General features: G+C 65.0%; 17 protein-coding genes. 13 read left to right on the top strand and 4 right to left on the bottom strand.

Annotated features, from left to right (window positions below; translation table 11 throughout):
- Positions 1-2 precede the first annotated feature (2 nt).
- From ABQE93_RS10040 to ABQE93_RS09985, 12 genes are all read left to right on the top strand, one after another.
- Entirely contained in the window at positions 3-524 is a 522-nt protein-coding gene (locus tag ABQE93_RS10040; protein ID WP_448406722.1) for a DUF3558 domain-containing protein, read from the top strand.
- 82 nt (positions 525-606) lie between these two features.
- Positions 607-1,215: a TetR/AcrR family transcriptional regulator gene (locus tag ABQE93_RS10035; RefSeq protein ID WP_448406723.1), complete on the top strand. Its 609-nt coding sequence runs from the start codon at positions 607-609 to the stop codon at positions 1,213-1,215.
- A gap of 289 nt (positions 1,216-1,504) precedes the next feature.
- Positions 1,505-1,879 carry a 30S ribosomal protein S12 gene (gene rpsL / locus ABQE93_RS10030; RefSeq protein WP_448392743.1) on the top strand — a complete coding sequence of 125 codons (375 nt, stop codon included), beginning with the start codon at positions 1,505-1,507 and terminating at the stop codon, positions 1,877-1,879.
- The gene (gene rpsG, locus ABQE93_RS10025) at positions 1,879-2,349 is read left to right on the top strand and encodes a 30S ribosomal protein S7 (protein WP_448392744.1); all 471 of its coding nucleotides are present in this window, start codon (positions 1,879-1,881) and stop codon (positions 2,347-2,349) included. The genes rpsL and rpsG overlap by 1 nt, the downstream gene beginning before the upstream one ends.
- Before the next feature lie 74 nt (positions 2,350-2,423).
- On the top strand, positions 2,424-4,529 hold the full coding sequence (gene fusA, locus ABQE93_RS10020) for an elongation factor G (RefSeq protein WP_448406724.1): 2,106 nt from the start codon (positions 2,424-2,426) through the stop codon (positions 4,527-4,529).
- 88 nt (positions 4,530-4,617) lie between these two features.
- Complete coding sequence (tuf, locus tag ABQE93_RS10015; RefSeq protein ID WP_448406725.1) at positions 4,618-5,808, top strand: elongation factor Tu; 1,191 nt, start codon at positions 4,618-4,620, stop codon at positions 5,806-5,808.
- A 207-nt stretch (positions 5,809-6,015) separates the two neighbouring features.
- The gene (locus ABQE93_RS10010) at positions 6,016-6,846 is read left to right on the top strand and encodes a cutinase family protein (protein ID WP_448407247.1); all 831 of its coding nucleotides are present in this window, start codon (positions 6,016-6,018) and stop codon (positions 6,844-6,846) included.
- A gap of 93 nt (positions 6,847-6,939) precedes the next feature.
- The gene (locus ABQE93_RS10005) at positions 6,940-7,764 is read left to right on the top strand and encodes an SHOCT domain-containing protein (protein WP_448406726.1); all 825 of its coding nucleotides are present in this window, start codon (positions 6,940-6,942) and stop codon (positions 7,762-7,764) included.
- A gap of 74 nt (positions 7,765-7,838) precedes the next feature.
- Positions 7,839-9,326, top strand: coding sequence for a Na+/H+ antiporter NhaC (gene nhaC / locus ABQE93_RS10000; RefSeq protein ID WP_448406727.1), 1,488 nt, complete (start codon positions 7,839-7,841; stop codon positions 9,324-9,326).
- Positions 9,323-10,768 (top strand): basic amino acid/polyamine antiporter, encoded by a 1,446-nt coding sequence (locus ABQE93_RS09995; protein ID WP_448406728.1) that lies wholly within the window; start codon positions 9,323-9,325, stop codon positions 10,766-10,768. Before nhaC ends, ABQE93_RS09995 begins: the two co-directional genes overlap by 4 nt.
- Before the next feature lie 20 nt (positions 10,769-10,788).
- Positions 10,789-12,033, top strand: coding sequence for an arginine deiminase (gene arcA, locus ABQE93_RS09990; RefSeq protein WP_448406729.1), 1,245 nt, complete (start codon positions 10,789-10,791; stop codon positions 12,031-12,033).
- A gap of 55 nt (positions 12,034-12,088) precedes the next feature.
- Entirely contained in the window at positions 12,089-12,943 is an 855-nt protein-coding gene (locus tag ABQE93_RS09985; RefSeq protein WP_448406730.1) for a mycofactocin-coupled SDR family oxidoreductase, read from the top strand.
- A gap of 55 nt (positions 12,944-12,998) precedes the next feature.
- Here the strand turns inward: ABQE93_RS09985 and ABQE93_RS09980 are convergent, their stop codons facing one another.
- Genes ABQE93_RS09980 through ABQE93_RS09965 form a run of 4 tightly spaced genes read right to left on the bottom strand, consistent with a single transcriptional unit; the run spans position 12,999 to position 17,579 of the window.
- Positions 12,999-14,204: a thiolase family protein gene (locus tag ABQE93_RS09980; RefSeq protein ID WP_448406731.1), complete on the bottom strand. Its 1,206-nt coding sequence runs from the start codon at positions 14,202-14,204 to the stop codon at positions 12,999-13,001.
- Positions 14,201-15,055, bottom strand: coding sequence for an enoyl-CoA hydratase (locus tag ABQE93_RS09975; RefSeq protein ID WP_448406732.1), 855 nt, complete (start codon positions 15,053-15,055; stop codon positions 14,201-14,203). Before ABQE93_RS09975 ends, ABQE93_RS09980 begins: the two co-directional genes overlap by 4 nt.
- Complete coding sequence (locus ABQE93_RS09970) at positions 15,052-16,587, bottom strand: AMP-binding protein (RefSeq protein WP_448406733.1); 1,536 nt, start codon at positions 16,585-16,587, stop codon at positions 15,052-15,054. The genes ABQE93_RS09975 and ABQE93_RS09970 overlap by 4 nt, the downstream gene beginning before the upstream one ends.
- Before the next feature lie 14 nt (positions 16,588-16,601).
- Positions 16,602-17,579, bottom strand: a complete 978-nt coding sequence (locus ABQE93_RS09965) for a polysaccharide deacetylase family protein (RefSeq protein WP_448406734.1) — start codon at positions 17,577-17,579, stop codon at positions 16,602-16,604.
- 147 nt (positions 17,580-17,726) lie between these two features.
- Between ABQE93_RS09965 and ABQE93_RS09960 the strand changes: the two genes are divergently transcribed.
- Entirely contained in the window at positions 17,727-18,932 is a 1,206-nt protein-coding gene (locus ABQE93_RS09960; RefSeq protein WP_448406735.1) for an RsbRD N-terminal domain-containing protein, read from the top strand.
- Positions 18,933-19,032 lie beyond the last annotated feature (100 nt).

The following is a 19,032-nucleotide window of genomic DNA, read 5'->3' as shown; positions in this document are numbered from 1 at the left end:
CCATGCGTGGGGGACTGCGGGGCGTGCTGGCGGCAGCGGCGGTGCTGCTGGCCGGCTGCGGCTCCGATGACCCGCCGTCGGCGCCGACACCCACGGCCACCGGGTCAGAAAGCGGCTTTCACAGCGTCGACTGCAACGGCATCACCGACGCCGACATCGCCAACGCCGTCGGCCCGGCGATGTTCACCAGAACCGTCGTCAGCGACGCCGGCTGCTTCTGGCAGGAGAACACGATGTTCGGCGCGGTCGGCGCCGGGATGGGCATCTCGACATGGTGGTACCGCGGCAGCGACATGGACACCGAGCGGTCCCTGGAACAGCGGGCCGGCCGCACCATCGAGGAACTGTCGGTCGACGACAACAAGGGCTTCAAGGCCTACGACGGCAATGCGTGCAGCATCTACGTGGCCAAGGGCGGTGACGTCATCACCTGGTCGGTCCAGACGATGAACCCGGCGGTGCTGCCCGACCTGTGCGCGGTCACCGAACAACTGGCACACCTGAGCCAAGAGCGGGTGAACTGAGTTGCACCGACCAGTGAAAACTAGAGGTGTTAGTTTGGCGCTGCCCCTTTTTCGGGGTTCCGCGTCGACCTAGGAGAAGCGCATGGCAGCCGAGCCGGAGCCGCACGCTCCACCGGCCCGCCCAGCGGGACGCCGACCTGCCAGGCTGAGCCGCGATTCCATCGTCAACGCCGCCCTGACGTTCCTTGACCGGGAAGGCTGGGATGCGTTGACCATCAACGCCTTAGCCCAGCAACTCGGCACCAAGGGCCCGTCGCTCTACAACCACGTGCACAGCCTCGACGACCTGCGCCGAACCGTGCGGATGCGGGTCGTCGGCGACATCATCGAGATGCTCAACACCGCCGGGCAGGGCCGCACGCGCGACGACGCGGTGATGGTGATGGCCAGCGTCTACCGCAGCTACGCCCACCACCACCCGGGCCGGTACTCGGCGTTCACCCGGATGCCGCTCGGCGGCGACGACCCCGAGTTCACCGCGGCCACCAGGGCGGCCGCCGCACCGGTGATCAGCGTGCTGGCCTCCTACGGGTTGGACGGCGAGGACGCGTTCTATGCGGCGCTGGAGTTTTGGTCGGCGATGCACGGCTTCGTGCTGCTGGAGATGACCGGGGCGATGGACGGCATCGACACCGATGCGGTGTTCACCGACATGGTGATGCGGCTGGCTTCAGGTATGGAACGGCGCTGAGCTAGTCTGTTGACCTGCACGAAGGGGCCGTCGGACGAGTTTGTTTCGGCGCGGGCTGCCCTGGTATTGTGGACGATCGTGCCTGGCAGATAAGGCGCTTGCGGCTGGAAATTTCCGCAGGCATGCCTGCACGCTGGGCAAATTCGCGCGTCGCCATGCCCTGAGAACTAGGCAATGCCTTGAATTGTCACGGCGGACGCGCGCGACACACCCGGTCGCGGGGTACGCGAACGGGACATAACAGCAGTACAGAGACTTAACAACAGCAGAGAACACAGAAAGCCGGTAGATGCCAACCATTCAGCAGCTGGTCCGCAAAGGCCGCCGTGACAAGCCGAGCAAGGTGCGAGTTGCGGCCCTCAAGGGCAGCCCGCAGCGCCGTGGCGTGTGCACCCGCGTGTACACCACGACTCCGAAGAAGCCGAACTCGGCGCTTCGGAAGGTCGCGCGCGTCAAGCTGACCACGCAGGTTGAGGTCACCGCTTACATCCCGGGCGAGGGCCACAACCTGCAGGAGCACTCGATGGTGCTGGTGCGTGGTGGTCGTGTGAAGGACCTGCCGGGTGTGCGCTACAAAATCATCCGCGGTTCGCTCGACACCCAGGGTGTGAAGAACCGCAAGCAGGCACGCAGTCGCTACGGCGCCAAGAAGGAGAAGAGCTGATGCCGCGGAAGGGACCCGCGCCCAAGCGTCCGTTGGTGAACGATCCGGTCTACGGCTCACAGCTGGTCACCCAACTGGTGAACAAAGTTCTCGTCCGAGGGAAGAAATCGTTGGCCGAGCGCATTGTTTATGGTGCGCTCGAACAGGCCAGGGACAAGACCGGTACCGATCCGGTCATCACCCTCAAACGCGCTCTCGACAACGTCAAACCCGCACTCGAGGTCCGCAGCCGCCGCGTCGGCGGTGCGACCTACCAGGTGCCCGTCGAGGTGCGTCCGGACCGGTCCACCACGTTGGCCCTGCGCTGGCTGGTGAGCTTCTCGCGGCAGCGCCGGGAGAAGACCATGGTCGAGCGTCTGGCGAACGAGATCCTCGACGCCAGCAATGGTCTCGGAGCCTCCGTCAAACGGCGTGAGGACACCCACAAGATGGCCGAGGCGAACCGCGCCTTCGCGCACTACCGCTGGTGATTGAAGCCCCGGCGGTGCTCCCGGCGGGGTCACTGACAGCAACCGAAGCGAACTAAGCGAGAGAGAAGACTTCTGTGGCACAGAAGGACGTGCTGACCGACCTGAACAAGGTCCGCAATATCGGCATCATGGCGCACATCGATGCCGGTAAGACCACGACGACCGAGCGCATCCTGTACTACACCGGCGTCAACTACAAGATCGGTGAGACGCACGACGGCGCTTCGACCACCGACTGGATGGAGCAGGAGCAGGAGCGGGGGATCACCATCACCTCCGCGGCCGTGACGTGCTTCTGGAACGACAACCAGATCAACATCATCGACACCCCCGGCCACGTCGACTTCACCGTCGAGGTAGAGCGCTCCCTGCGCGTGCTCGACGGTGCCGTCGCCGTCTTCGACGGCAAGGAAGGTGTCGAGCCGCAGTCCGAGCAGGTCTGGCGGCAGGCCGACAAGTACGACGTGCCGCGCATCTGCTTCGTCAACAAGATGGACAAGATCGGTGCGGACTTCTACTTCACCGTGCAGACCATCAAGGACCGCCTCGGCGCCAAGCCGTTGGTGATCCAGCTGCCGATCGGCGCCGAGGCCGACTTCGAAGGCATCGTCGACCTGGTCGAGATGCGCGCCAAGGTGTGGCGCGGTGAGACCAAGCTCGGCGAGACCTACGAGGTCGTCGACATTCCGGCCGATCTGACCGAGAAGGCCGAGCAGTACCGCAACGAGCTGGTCGAGGCGGTCGCCGAAGCCGACGAGGAACTGCTGGAGAAGTACCTCGGTGGCGAGGAGCTGACCCTCGAGGAGATCAAGGGCGGCATCCGCAAGCTGACGGTGGCCAGCGAGGTCTACCCGGTGCTGTGCGGCAGCGCGTTCAAGAACAAGGGCGTGCAGCCGATGCTGGACGCCGTCATCGACTATCTGCCGTCGCCGCTGGACGTCGAGTCGGTGCGCGGACACGTTCCCGGCAAGGAGGACGAAGAGATCCTCCGCAAGCCCTCGGTGGACGAGCCGTTCTCGGCGCTGGCGTTCAAGATCGCCGTGCACCCGTTCTTCGGCAAGCTGACCTACGTGCGGGTGTACTCCGGCACGGTGGAGTCCGGCTCGCAGGTGATCAACGCGACCAAGGGCAAGAAGGAGCGGCTGGGCAAGCTGTTCCAGATGCACGCCAACAAGGAGAACCCGGTTGACCGGGCCTCGGCGGGGCATATCTACGCGGTGATCGGGCTGAAGGACACCACCACCGGTGACACCCTGAGCGACGCGAACCAGCAGGTGGTGCTGGAGTCGATGACGTTCCCGGATCCGGTGATCGAGGTGGCGATCGAGCCCAAGACCAAGAGCGACCAGGAAAAGCTCGGCACGGCGATCCAGAAGCTGGCCGAAGAGGATCCGACGTTCAAGGTGCACCTGGATCAGGAGACCGGCCAGACCGTCATCGGCGGCATGGGCGAGCTGCACCTCGACATCCTGGTCGACCGGATGAAGCGCGAATTCAAGGTCGAGGCCAACGTCGGCAAGCCGCAGGTGGCCTACCGCGAGACGATCAAGCGCAAGGTCGAGAACGTCGAGTTCACCCACAAGAAGCAGACGGGTGGCTCGGGTCAGTTCGCGAAGGTCATCATCACGATCGAGCCGTTCACCGGCGAGGACGGGGCGACCTACGAGTTCGAGAACAAGGTCACCGGTGGTCGTATCCCGCGGGAGTACATCCCGTCGGTGGACGCCGGCGCTCAGGACGCCATGCAGTACGGCGTGCTGGCCGGTTACCCGCTGGTGAACTTGAAGCTCACCCTGCTCGACGGCGCCTACCACGAGGTGGACTCGTCGGAAATGGCGTTCAAAGTTGCAGGTTCACAGGCGCTGAAGAAGGCGGCGCAGGCTGCTCAGCCGGTGATCCTCGAGCCGATCATGGCGGTCGAAGTGACCACACCCGAGGACTACATGGGTGAAGTGATCGGTGACCTGAACTCCCGCCGTGGTCAGATCCAGGCCATGGAGGAGCGGAGCGGTGCTCGTGTCGTCAAGGCGCAGGTTCCGCTGTCGGAGATGTTCGGCTATGTCGGAGACCTTCGGTCGAAGACCCAGGGCCGGGCGAACTACTCCATGGTGTTCGACTCGTATGCCGAGGTTCCGGCCAACGTGTCGAAGGAGATCATCGCGAAGGCGACGGGTCAGTAGATTCTGACCCGCCGGTTTGGCGGGACCGCACAACTGTAAAGATCAACACTGCTTATCAAGCACCAACACAGTCCAGGAGGACACCACAGTGGCGAAGGCGAAGTTCGAGCGGACGAAGCCGCACGTCAACATCGGGACCATCGGTCACGTTGACCACGGCAAAACCACGCTGACCGCAGCAATCACCAAGGTTCTGCACGACAAGTTCCCCGAGTTGAACGAGTCGCGCGCATTCGACCAGATCGACAATGCGCCCGAGGAGCGTCAGCGCGGCATCACGATCAACATCTCCCATGTGGAGTATCAGACCGACAAGCGGCACTACGCCCACGTCGACGCCCCTGGCCACGCCGACTACATCAAGAACATGATCACCGGTGCGGCCCAGATGGACGGTGCGATCCTGGTCGTGGCCGCCACCGACGGCCCGATGCCGCAGACCCGCGAGCACGTGCTGCTGGCCCGTCAGGTCGGCGTGCCCTACATCCTGGTCGCGCTGAACAAGTCGGACGCGGTCGACGACGAGGAGCTCATCGAGCTCGTCGAGATGGAGGTCCGCGAGCTGCTGGCCGCCCAGGACTTCGACGAGGACGCCCCCGTCATCCGGGTCTCGGCGCTCAAGGCGCTCGAGGGCGACGAGAAGTGGGTCAAGTCCATCGAAGAGCTGATGGAAGCCGTCGACGAGAAGATTCCGGACCCGGTCCGCGAGACCGACAAGCCGTTCCTGATGCCCGTCGAGGACGTCTTCACGATCACCGGCCGCGGCACCGTGGTCACCGGTCGTGTCGAGCGCGGCGTGATCAACGTGAACGAGGAAGTCGAGATCGTCGGCATCCGCCCGGACACCACCAAGACCACGGTCACCGGTGTGGAGATGTTCCGCAAGCTGCTCGACCAGGGCCAGGCCGGTGACAACGTCGGCCTGCTGCTGCGCGGCATCAAGCGTGAGGACGTCGAGCGCGGTCAGGTTGTGACCAAGCCCGGCACCACCACGCCGCACACCGAGTTCGAGGGTCAGGTCTACATCCTGGCCAAGGACGAGGGTGGCCGGCACACGCCGTTCTTCAACAACTACCGTCCGCAGTTCTACTTCCGCACCACCGACGTGACCGGTGTGGTGACGCTGCCGGAGGGCACCGAGATGGTGATGCCCGGTGACAACACCGACATCTCCGTGAAGCTGATTCAGCCCGTCGCCATGGACGAGGGGCTGCGGTTCGCGATCCGCGAGGGTGGCCGCACCGTCGGCGCCGGCCGGGTCACGAAGATCGTCAAGTGATCTAGTCTCTGCGCGAAACGGCGCTCACCTTCGGGTGGGCGCCGTTTTGCGTTTCTTGCGGTTCGCGAGATGTACACCAGGGCTGTGCGTTGTTCGACGATCACGACCCTCGTGTACGTTTCGCGAGCGTATAGGGCGTAACGCGTGGGACCGCCGAACCGATTAACCCCCCGAATGTCCCACTCGGGACGGAAGGGTTGGGGTTTGTTGTTCCGCCGTATCACCACGCTCGCCGGCGCCGTCGCGGTCGCGGGCGCAGCTTTTGTCGGTCTGTCCACTGGCGTCGCGCCCGCCGACCCCGGGTGCGCTGACGTGCACTGGTTCGGCGCAGCGGGTTCCGGCCAGCGCGACGGCCACCTGACCACCAACGCCGGCATGGGCGACGACATCTACCAGTCCTACCTCGACCTGCAACGGTTGCTGCAGCGCGACGGGCGCACGATGACCGCCGAGGCCGTCGAATACCCCGCCGTGCCCGTGCCCGACGACGGCGGCATCGGCGACTGGATGGACTTCATGGACAGCGTCGACGTCGGCGCCGAAGCGCTCGCCGCCCAGTACGCCACCTTCACCCAGCGCTGCCCCACGACCAAGGTGGTGCTCGCCGGCTACTCCCAGGGCGCGATGGTGGTGCACCGCAACCTGCACACCCTCGGCACGCAGCCGAACATGGCGGCGGCGTTGCTGATCGCCGACGGCGACCGCCTCCCCGCCGACCCCACCCTGAACATCGGCTCGGTCACCTCGGTCCCCGACGCCGGAAAGGGCGTCGCGCAGGACTGGCCCATCCTCGCCAGCGCGCCGGGCCCGCTGCCGCCCGCCATCGGCAGCCGCACGATCAGCGTGTGCGAACTCGGCGACGCGGTCTGCGACTACGACCCGGACGCCGAAGAGGTGTCGAAGGTCTCGACGCTCATCCACACCAGCTACACCAACGCCGCGGGCGGGTACCGGTGGACGCAGCCGCTCTACAGCCTGCTCGGGGCGCCGGATGCGCAGCCGGTCACGCCGTTGGGGGCGACGACGCCGGCGTCGTAGCCGGGCCAAAGCCGCTAGGCCGTAACTTCTTACCGCGCGCCGGATTGGCGTTAATCTTGGCACCCGAGACAGCGCGACGACGGGAGCTCGGCCATGTCCACATTCTGGCGTTATCTCCGCATCCAAGCGTTCGTGCTGCTGTGCGGCATCGTCGGGCCGATCTTCCTGGTCGTCTACTTTGCGATGGGTGCCGACCCGATGCTGCAGTGGCTGTTCTGGATCGGCCTGCTGATCACCGCCCTTGACGTGTTGATCGCGTTGGGCATCACCGCGGCGGGGGTGAGGTCGTCGGCCAAAACCGCCGCCCTGGAGCAGACCGGTGTGCTGGCGTTGGCCCAAGTCGTCGGCATTCAGGAAACCGGAACGCGCATCAACGAACAGCCGCTGGTCACCCTCGATCTGCAGATCTCCGGTCCGGGTATCGCACCGTTCGCCAGCCAGGACCGGGTAATCGCATCGATCTCCCGGTTGCCGATGATCACCAGCCGCAAGCTGGTCGCCATCGTGGACCCGATGACCGGTGAATACCAAATCGATTGGCAGCGCAGCGCTTTGGTCAGTGGGATGATGCCTGCCAACTTCAGTGTCGCCGAGGACAACACGACTTACGACCTCACCGGGCAGACCGAGCCGCTGATGGAGATCTTGCAGATTCTCAAGGCGCACAACATCAGCCTCGACAACATGATCGACCTGCGTTCCAATCCCGGTGCGCGACACCAGGTTCAGGAGGTAGTGCGGCGGGCAGCGGCTCAGCAGAAGCCGGCTCCGGCCGCCGCGGCCGCAGCCCCCGTGTCGGCGCCGACGGAACCGTCGACCGCGCAACGTCTTCAGGAACTGGAGACGCTACGCGCCACCGGTGCGGTCACCGAGGACGAGTACACCGCCAAGCGCCGAGACATTCTCGCCGATCTGTAAGTTTGCGCGGTGCAAAACCGGTCGAACTGATAGCGTCGCCGCGTGCCGGGTGACGGCAGTGAAGGCGTGCGGCGATGACGGATTCGCTGGAAGGTCAGCAGGTTCGCGTGCCGTCGCTGAGCGATGCGCTCATTCCGCTCGTCGCCCTCGCGGTGCTCATCGGAAGCGCGATCGCGTTGTTCGGCATCGACGCTCTCGACGGCCCGGTCCAGGTGGCGCTCGTATTGTGTTGCGCAGTCGCAGCACTCATCGCGCTGAAGAACGGCCACCCCTGGAGTGAGGTCCAGACCGCCGGCCAAGGCGCGCTGTCATCGATCACCAGCGCGTTGTTCATCTTGTTGGCCGTCGGCGCGCTGATCGGCACCTGGAATCTGTCCGGCACCATCCCAACCCTCGTCTACTACGGCATCCAGGTGCTCTCCCCGGGCTATTTTTACGTGGCCACCGCCGTCATCTGCGGCGTGGTGGCGATGTCGATCGGCAGTTCGTGGACGACGGCGGGCACCGTCGGCGTCGGGTTGATCGGCATCGCGACGATGATCGGGGTGTCGCCGGCCATCGCGGCGGGCGCGGTGATTTCCGGGGCGTACCTGGGCGACAAGCTTTCTCCGCTCTCGGAGACCACGATCCTGACCGCCCAGATGGTCAAGGTCGACCTCTACACCCATATCCGAAGTCAGGCGTGGACGTCGGTGCCGGCTTTCCTCATCGCGGCAGTGGGGTTCGCCGTGCTGGGCGTGGTCGGCCCGCCGGTCCGCGACACCGTGAGCGAAGAGGTCGAACTCACCCGGCTCAACGAGATCTTCTCGATCAACGTGCTGAACCTGTTGCCGCTGGCGGTGCTGGTGGTGATGTCGCTGCGCAAAGCGCCGGCATCGCTGGCGCTGTTGGCGTCGGCGCTGTGGGCGGGGGTACAGGCGACGATTCTGCAGCGCGACGTCGTCGCCGGGTTCGTCACCGAACTCGGCGGCAGCGCCAACGTGGTGGTGGGATCGATACAGGCAGTCTGGCGCGCGATGGCCAACGGCTTCACGATGAACTCCGGTATCGCCGACATCGACCAGTTGTTGTCGCGCGGCGGCATGGACAGCATGCTGCTGACCATCTGGCTGATCATCGGCGCCGTCACGTTCGGTGCGTTGCTGGAGCACTTCGGTCTGATCGACCGGCTGGTGCGGCCGTTGATCGCCGCGGCGACGACGACGGGTCGGTTGTACCTGTCGGTCTTCCTCAGCGCGATCGGCCTCAACATCGTCGCGGGGGACCAGTACATCGCGCTGGTGTTGCCCAGCCGGATCTTCCGCCTCGAGTTCGAGAAGCGCGGTCTGGCACCGCAGAACCTGTCACGGTTAGCCGCGGACAGCGGCACGGTGACGTCGCCGCTGGTGCCGTGGAACTCGTGCGGCGCGTTCATGGCCGCGGTTCTAGGTGTTTCCACGCTGGCGTATCTGCCGTTTGCATTCTTCAATATCGCCAGCCCACTGCTCAGCGTGTTCTACGGTTATACCGGAATCAAGATCGTCAAGACGTCGTCCACTGAAAAGGCAGCTGACGCGACATGACATCGACAGAGCCGCGCACGGAAGAGGCCAGCCCGAAGGTCAGCCTGCCCACGCTGACCGCGATGGTGGTCGGCTCGATGATCGGTTCGGGCGTTTTCCTGCTGCCCCGCCGCTTCGGCACCGAGACCGGTGTGGCAGGCGCACTCATCGCATGGACCGTCGCCGGCGCCGGAATGTTGATGCTGGCCTTCGTATTCCAGCGACTCGCCACCCGCAAACCGGAGTTGGATGCCGGTATCTTCACCTACGCCAAGGCGGGTTTCGGCGACTACGTCGGGTTCAACTCGGCGATCGGCTACTGGGCGTCAGCGTGCGCGGGCAACACGTCGTACTGGGTGCTCATCACCGCGACGATGAGCGCGGTGGTGCCTGCGTTCGGCGCGGGCGATTCGGTGCTCGCCGTCGTGGTGTCGGCGATCGGGGTGTGGCTGTTCGCGCTGCTGGTGATGCGCGGCGTGAAGGACGCCGCGGTCATCAACTACATCGTCACGATCGCCAAAGTTGTGCCGATCCTGATGTTTATCGTGATAGCGGCCATAGCATTTCAGGCCGACATCTTTGCCGACAACTTCTGGGGCGCACAGTCCTACTCCTTCTCCGCGCTGTGGGACCAGGCCACCGGCACCATGCTCATCACGGTGTTCGTCTTCCTGGGTATCGAGGGCGCCAGCGTCTACTCCCGGATGGCGCGCAAGCGTGAAGACGTGGGACGCGCCACCGTCATCGGGTTCCTCAGCGTGCTCAGCGTCTTCGCCTTGGTGACGTTGGTGTCCTACGGTGTGATGCCGCAAGACGAACTGGCCGAAGTCAGCCAGCCGTCCATGGCCGCGGTGCTGGAATCCGTTGTCGGCCATTGGGGGTCGGTCCTGATCCGCGTCGGCGTGATCGTGTCGGTGCTCGGCGCCTACCTGGCGTGGACCCTGATGGCCGCCGAGGTGCTGTTCATCCCCGCCCGATCAGACGACATGCCCCGCTTTCTGGCCCGCACCAACAGCCACGGCGCCCCCGTCGCCGCGCTGATCATGGCGGCTACGCTCACATCGCTGCTGCTGGTGGCGCTGTTGTTCGCCTCCTACGCGCTGGATTTCATGCTGGATCTCACCGCCGCGCTGTCGCTGATCCCGTACCTGCTTGCCGCGGCGTATGCGCTGAAGCTGACGGCGACCCGGGAGACCTATGGCGAAGGCAAATCGCATGTGCCCGACATGCTCGTCGCCGGTGTCGCCACCGTGTACACGTTGTTCCTGCTCTACGCCGCCGGTATGGACAAGCTGCTGCTGTCCTGCATTCTGTACGCGCCCGCGGCGGCGTTGTACTTCAAGGCGCGTCGGGAACGCGGGTTGCGGGTATTCCGCCCCGCAGAGGCGGTGCTGTTCGGCGTGATCGTGATCGGCGCCGTGGTGGGTGTGGTGTCGTTGGCCACCGGGGCGCTCGAAATCTGAGGGAACGAGAGGAACGACAGGTGACGAATCGGCCCGCCGACTACGGCGTTCACTCCGAGGTCGGCAAGCTGCGTAAGGTGCTCGTCTGCTCGCCGGGGCTGGCGCACGAACGCCTCACCCCGACCAACTGTGACGACCTGTTGTTCGACGACGTGCTGTGGGTGCAAAACGCCAGGCGTGATCACTTCGACTTCATGGACAAGATGCGTGACCGTGGCGTCGAGGTGGTCGAACTGCACGATGTGCTCACCGAGACGATGAGCAACCCCGACGCGAAGTCGTGGCTACTGGACCGCAAGATCGTGCCGAACGAGGTGGGGCTGGGCCTGGTCGACGAGACCCGCGGCTTCCTCGATTCACTGCAGCCTCGCCGGCTGGCCGAACTGCTCATCGGCGGGATGTCCACCCGCGACCTGCCCAAGGACATGCAGTCGGGCTATCGCGCGCTGGCCCGCGAAAGCACCGGTATCGCAGAGTATTTGATGCCACCGCTGCCCAACACCCTCTACACCCGCGACACCACATGCTGGATCTACGGCGGAGTGACGCTCAACCCGCTGTTCTGGCCGGCCCGGCACGACGAGACGCTGCTGATGAAGGCCATCTACCAGTTCCATCCCGACTTCGCCGGCTCGCGAGTGTGGTGGGGCGATCCCGAACAGTACTGGGGCTCAGCCACATTCGAGGGTGGTGATGTGCTGGTACCCGGTCAGGGTGTGGTGATCATCGGGATGAGCGAGCGCACGTCGCGCCAAGCCATCACCCAGGTGGCCGCGAAGTTGTTCGCCGAAGAGGCTGCGACACAGGTGATCGTGGCAGGCATGCCGAAGCTGCGGGCGGCCATGCACCTGGACACCGTCTTCACCTTCGCCGACCGCGACGTCGTGACCATCTATCCCGAAATCGTCGACGTCATACAGCCGTTCACGCTGCACCCCAGCGATGACGCCACCGGGGTGGAGGTGGAGGAGGCGACCAAACCGTTCCTCGAGGTGGTGGCCGCCGCGCTCGGGGTCGGCGAGTTGCGGGTGGTGGAGACCGGCGGCACGGCTTACGACTCGCAACGCCAACAGTGGGACAGCGGCAACAACCTGGTCGCCGTCGAACCGGGGGTGGTGTTCGCCTACGACCGCAACACCCACACCAACACGCTGCTGCGCCGCGCCGGTGTGGAGGTGATCACGATCGTGGGCGCCGAGCTCGGCCGGGGCCGCGGCGGCGGGCACTGTATGACGTGTCCGATCGTCCGCGACCCTGTCGACTAGAACACGTTTCAGTTCGGCTGTTAGCCTGGTCCGCAGCATTCCGAAAGGAGCAGCGGTGACGGCAACGGGCGGGCCACTGGACGGGCGAGTGGCATTCATCACGGGGGCGGCCCGCGGCCAGGGTAGGGCGCATGCCGTCCGGTTGGCTTCTGACGGCGCCGACATCATCGCGATCGACATCTGCGGCCCGATCTCCGAGACCATCACCTATCCGCTCGCCACCCCGGAGGAGCTCGCCGAGACGGTGCGCGCCGTGGAGGCCACCGGCCGCAAGGTGCTCGCCCGCCACGTCGACATCCGCGACCTGGCCGCACTGCAACAGGTGGTGGCCGACGGCGTCGAGCAGTTCGGCCGGCTGGACATCGTGGTGGCCAACGCCGGCGTGCTGAGTTGGGGCCGCATCTGGGAGATGTCCGAGGAGCAGTGGAACACCGTCGTCGACGTGAACCTCAACGGCACCTGGCGCACCCTGCGCGCCGCCGTGCCTGCGATGATCGAGGCGGGCAACGGCGGCTCGGTCGTCATCGTCAGCTCCTCGGCCGGGCTCAAGGCCACCCCGGGTAACGCGCACTACGCGGCGTCCAAACACGGCCTGACCGCGCTGACGAACTCACTTGCGTTGGAGGCCGGGGAATTCGGGATCCGGGTCAACTCCATCCACCCGTATTCGATCGACACGCCGATGGTGGAGAAGGACGCGATGATGGCGTTGTTCGCCAAGCACCCGTCGTTCATTCACAGCTTCGCGCCGATGCCGTACCACCCGGTGAACCATCAGGGCAAGAAGGGGCTGCAGGAATTCATGACGGCCGAAGAGGTTTCGGACGTGGTGGCCTGGCTGGCCAGTGACGCGTCGGCGACGATCTCGGGCAGCCAGATCGCCGTCGACCGCGGCACGATGAAGTACTGACCCCTGTTTCTCGGGAGATCCGCGGGGAAGAACGGGGGACTCGCGGGGGTGGCGGTTAGCGACGGTCGACTTTTTGCACCATCGTGACGCACACCGCGGCCGGGTCGGGGCCCAGGTGGCCACCGGCGTTCTCGGCCAAGCCGATTCGGGCACCGGTAACCTGCCGCCGGCCGGCTGTCCCGCGTAACTGCGTGACCAGCTCCACCAGCTGCGCGCATCCGGTGGCGCCCAGCGGATGTCCCCGGGACACCAGCCCGCCACTGGTATTCACGGGGATCCGTCCGCCCAGCCGCGTCGCGCCACTGCGAGACAGGTGTACCGCTTCGCCGGGCGGACATATGTTGAGCTCTTCCAGGATGGTGAGTTCCGCTGGGGCAGCCGCGTCGTGTAGTTCGATGACATCGACGTCCTCGGGCCCGCTCCCCGCGCTCGCATATGCCGCGTCTGCGGCTCGGCGTTCCGCGCTGGGCGATACACCGTCGGTCTGCCCGGCAACCAGGGTTGAGGCAACCACCCGGACCAACGGTCCGGCACTTCGTTCGGCGACTTGGCGCGATGTCACGACCAACGCGGCAGCACCGTCGCTGATCGGGGAACACATCGGCAGTGTCAACGGTCCGGCGATACTTCGGCTGGCCAAAACCTCGTCGACGGTCAGCGCGTCGCGCCGCTGCGCGAACGGGTTGAGTGCGGCGTGCCCGCGATTCTTGACGGTGAGTTCGGCGAAATCGTCCGCGGTCGCCGCGGTGGAGTCCAGATAGCGGCGTGCCTGATCCGCGTAGATGTCCATGAAGAGGGACCGGTTGCTCGCAGACCCGGTGGCGCGGTGGAGTTTCGTTCGCAACGTTTCGACCTCGCCGATGTCGACCGCGGTGCCGATCGCAGCGATACTCCGCGATTTGTCGGTATGACTCAGCTGCTCCGCCCCGACCACCAGGGCAATGTCAACAAGTCCGGCGGCGACCGCAGTGCAGGCTAGATGAACCGCGGTGGATCCTGAGGCGCAAGCGTTTTCGACGTTGATGACGGCCTGTCCCGTCAGGCCCGACTCGCGAAGGGCGACCTGACCCCGGATCATCTCCTGGCCGTGGATCAAACCTTGCGCCGCGTTGGCGAAGTACACCGTATCCACCTCAGCCATGGTGATGTCGGCGTCGCGCATCGCATCGGCGACAGCACGTGTCGCAAGGGCTCGGACCGTCGTCTGCGGATTCCGCCGGAAGGGAGTCATCCCGACCCCCGCGATGTACACGTTCCTCATCGGGCGGCGTCGGTCGACGACCGGGACAGTTGTCGGATGCGCTCGATCCCCTTCGGGTCGATGATCTCGCCGTATCGGGCCAGGTTGTTGGCGTGCCCGGCAATATGCAGGCCGAACGCGGCGTCCATGGCCGCGTCGAATCCCTGAGCATTGAGCGCCTGATTCACACTCGACTTGGCCAGCCGCAGGCCGTACGCGGGCATCCGGGCGATCTTCTGCGCGAGCTCCAGAGCGAAGTCGGCGAGTTCATCGTCAGGCACGACGTGGTTGACCATCCCGAGGCGGTGTGCGTCGCGGGCGGTGAGCGGCTCGCCGGTAAACAGCATCTCTTTGGCTTTGCGTGCACCCACCTCCGACACATGGGAAAAGTACTCGGCCCCGTTGAGTCCGAACGCGGCAACCGGGTCGGAGAACACGGTTTCCGAACCGGCCACGATCAAATCCATCGGCCACAACAGCATCAACGCACCGGCGATACACCGGCCGTGAGCGACTCCGATGGTGGGCTTTGGCAGATCACGCCAGCGTCGGCACAACCCAAGGTATGCCTCGCACTCGAACGCGTGTCGCCCCTCGACGCCCGGGGCATCCAGAGCGCCCGCCAAGGTGGCCACCGGCTGACATGGCAATTCAGTGGTGATTTCCGACAAATCGTGCCCGGCCGAAAAGTCCCGTCCCGCCCCGGCCAGAAGGACGACTTTCACGGCGTCATCGGCGGCCGCTAACTGGAACGCGGCATCGAGTTCGTACAGCAGCGTGGCGTTCTGCGCGTTTCGGCGTTCGGGCCGGTTCAACACAATGCGGGCCACCGCGGGTGCCGGCCGCTCGACAAGAATATAGCTGCCTGTCATTTCGCCGCCTCCACGGCAGACTTCAGATACTGCTCTCGCAGCTGGCGCTTGAAAAGCTTGCCGGTGTCCTCGCGCGGCAGGCTGTCGACGAACGCGACGGTGCGCGGCGTCTTGTATCGGGCCAGCCGGGCGGCGACGTGGGCACGGATGTCGTCGCCGGTCAGTCCCGCACCATTCTGCAGCTGCACATGAGCGGCCAGCACTTCCCCCAGATCCTCGTCAGGCACTCCGAATACCGCGACATCGGCGACGCCGTCGAGGCTCATCAGGCAGCACTCGACCTCAGCCGGATAAATGTTGACCCCTCCCGATACCACCATGTCGTTGATGCGGTCGCTGATGTACAGATAACCGTCGGCGTCGAGGTGCCCGACGTCGCCGAGCGTGACATGGTCACCGGCCGCCACCGCGCGACGCTTCGCGGCATCGTCGATGTAGGTGAAGTCGGGCCAGCCGGTGAAGGGCCTGCCGTACACGATGCCGTCGGTCCCGGCCGCGACTTCGTTTCCCGCATCGTCGAGCACCGCGATGTGGGCATCGGCGATGGGGCGACCGACGGTGCCCGGCCTGCTGATGGCATCAAGCGAATCACAGATGGTCAGCACACCCACTTCGGTGCCGCCGTAATACTCGTAGATGATGGGTCCGAGCCAGTCGATCATCGCGCGTTTGGTTTCCGGTGGGCACGGTGCCGCGGCGTGCACCACCCGTTCCAGCGACGAGACGTCGTAGGCCCGGCGCACCCGGGACGGCAACTGCAATAGCCGAGCGAACATCGTCGGAACCACTTGGACACTGCTGATCTTGTGGTCGTGGATGCAGCGCAGAAGTGCCTCGGCGTCGAAGCGCGGCATGATGTGAATATCCATGCCGAGGGCGGCCGCGAACGTCATATGCACGTTCGGCGCGGAGTGGTACAGCGGTGCCGGCAGCAGGGTGGCCCGTCCCGGAGCCAGGTGCAGTAGGTCCGCGAGTACCCTGGAGATTGCCGGTAGATGATCCGTCTCGATCGGTTGCCGTAATACTCCTTTGGCCAGCCCGGTGGTGCCCGACGTATAGATGACACTCATCGGGGGCGGCGAACTCGATGCGGGCCACGGGTCGCATTGCTGAACCCAATCCTCCACCACCGGTGCAGTTTCGGTCAGTTCAGAGTCGGCGATGCTGAACGCCGCGATGACTGCTTCGGGGAGCGGGGCTTCGGCCAGTTTCATCCCGCTGGGTGCTTGACGGCGGACCCCCGAAAGGAGGTCGCTGTGCGCCACGGTCAGTTTCGCCGCGCTGTTCGCGAGAACGTGGCGCAGATCGTCGCCGGTCCAATGCCAATTGACCGCGACCGGAACAGCCCCCAGTAGACCGATCGCCAGGGTGACCTCCAGTTGAGCGATGTCATTACGCATCACCACCGCGACGCGGTCTTGCGGACCGATGCCGCAATTGCGCATTCCGGCGGCCATCCGGGCCGCTCGCTGTCTGACCTCACTCAACGTGCGGTGTTCGGCGCCGCAGTAGACGCTCGGTTCAGTGGACACGGTCACCTTTCGGTTCAGTGGAAATCAGCCGGTACGGGAGTGAACGGAATCCGTTGTGTCCATTGCTGTATGGCGCGACCGAGGACCGCGTCGTAACTCATCCCGTCGATCGGCGCGATCTGCTCGACCTCGGCGAGCACGGCGGGTGGTGTGTCGTCGATCTCGATGCCGGCGGCTTGGGCCCACTTCTGGGTGTTGTTCCGGAATTGACGGGTGGTCAACGGAGCTCCGTAGAGATTCACCGGGTCGGCCATCGCCTTCTCGAGTGTCACGAAGGAGACACCGCGCCGCGCCAGTTCGCCGAGCACGCGGTCGATCGTCGCACCGGCGACGGTGGTGCCGTGGATGAGCATGATATGGGCCGAACTACGGCCGATTGCGGCGTGGGCGGCCGCGACCTGACGTTCGATCTGAGCCACCGCCGTCATCACCAGCATGTCCTCGATGGCCGCCATCGCGGTGCGATCGTCGAGCTGGATCGCGCGGTCGTAGGCGACCATGAACTGGGCGTCGTAGAACCACAGTGTCACCGGCGCGGACAGGTAATCCGTCTTGCTGAGGTGGGCTTGCACCTGGCGCGTCTTTTCGGCGGTGTCACCCTCCATACCGAATGCGTACCGGAAGTAGCGCGACGGCGATGCGCCGATCCAGTTCTGGAGAATCTTCTCGCTCGCCTCGATGTCGGATATGTAGGTTTCGCTGTCGAGCCAGTTGAGGCTGATGTGCTGGTGGGTGTGGTTGCCGACGAAGTGTCCGGCTTCGCACCAGTCGTCAAGAACCTGCATCGCGGTCGGATCGTTCTCCGCCGCGGCCGTGCTGTTGAACGCGTAGACGCCGGGGACCGAGTGGTTGGCGAAGGCATCGATCATCGCTTGGGCGACCATCCGGGGGCCCCGGCCCGGCGGGAACGGGATTCCCGTCCACTGCCATTGATCGTCGACTGTGACGGCAATTTCGGTGCCGCTCAATTGCTTCAGCTTTTCGGGATTCATCTCAATGTCCTCTCTCGATAGCTGAGAGAAGCGTGTCAAGAAGGCAGCGCCCAGACAATATGGTGGGCTCGCACCTTCATGTGTTGCGGCACAACATATCGCCCGAAAGGCGAGACGTAGCGCGCGCAGTCTTCCATATTGGTAGCCATGACAACGCCGCAGCGCGGAACGGTATCCCTCGCCCCGTTGGTGCGCTGGCTGGACCTTCGCGGCGACGAACTCTTCGGCAATCTCGCAATCGAGCTGTGGCAACAGATCCCCGAAATGCGGGATACGGCAGCCATTACGTTGCCGGCGCTGGACGCGTCGATCCGGTCCCACCTGCCGCGGTTGACGGGCATGCTCAGCGGAGAATTCGTCTCGCCGGAACTGCCGGCGGCTGCGGGCGAGTTCGCAACGCGGATGGCCGAGGCCAGCATGCCCCTTCCGGTGGTGCTGCGCGCTTATGAACTCGGCCATGCAGCGCTCTGGAATGCGTTCACCTCGCATCTGAAGTCCGCCGCAGAGATCTCGCTGAATGACCGGGTGGAGCTGCTGGAACACGGATCGGCGCAACTGTTCGAATACATCCGCCGGATGACAGGAGAAACGATCTCCGTCTACAACTCCGTTCGGGACCGCCTGCTGACCGACGCCACTTCCCGACGAGCCGAGATCATCCGAGCCGTGCTGGCGGGCACGGGCGGTCTGCACGAGCTGAACGAGGTTCTCGGCTATCGCACCGAGGGCCTGCATGCGGGCTACGTCGTGCGGTCTTCGGGGGTCGCATGGGGCGACGAACTGGCACAGATCATCCGGCGCGCGATCGCGGAAATCGCCAATCAGCATATTGCGATCCCGGCGGGTCCGAGTTCATCGCATGGTTGGTTCCGATTGGTCAATGCCAACCTTTACCCGAAGCTGCGCGAGATCGACCTGCCGGCCGATGTCACGGTCAGTTTCGGCGCTGCGCGCGCCGGCTGCGTCGGGTTTCGGACGTCGCACTACGAGGCGGTGCAAACCGACATCACATTGTCGGCTGCTGCAACGCCGGTGCTGTGTTATCCCGATGTCGCTGTCGTCGTCCTTGCCTCGGAGAACCGCCACATGGCCGACCAGTTGGTGATCGATGAACTGGGATCGCTGCTGGTGCATGAGGATGTCGATCGACTGCTACCCACGCTCGGGCGCTACTTGGACACCCTGGCAAGCCCCACCCATACCGCCGAGGACTTGAACCTTCATCCGAACACGGTCACTCAACGGATCCAGCGGGTCGAGAAGATTCTGGGACGACACATCGACGTCCGCAGTCTTCGGTTGCGGGTGGCCGTCGAGCTGGCCCGGCACCGGAGCGCCGCAACCGATCAATGACTGTCGCGCGCACGGCGACCTGAATCGAGCCACAGGCACACCGAGCGGCTGGCGAACGGAACCACTCTTGCTGCTGCGGCCCCCAACTGGGGCTGTACAT

Source organism: Mycolicibacterium sp. XJ662, from assembly GCF_053484035.1.
This window is presented reverse-complemented; position numbering and strand designations above follow the sequence as displayed.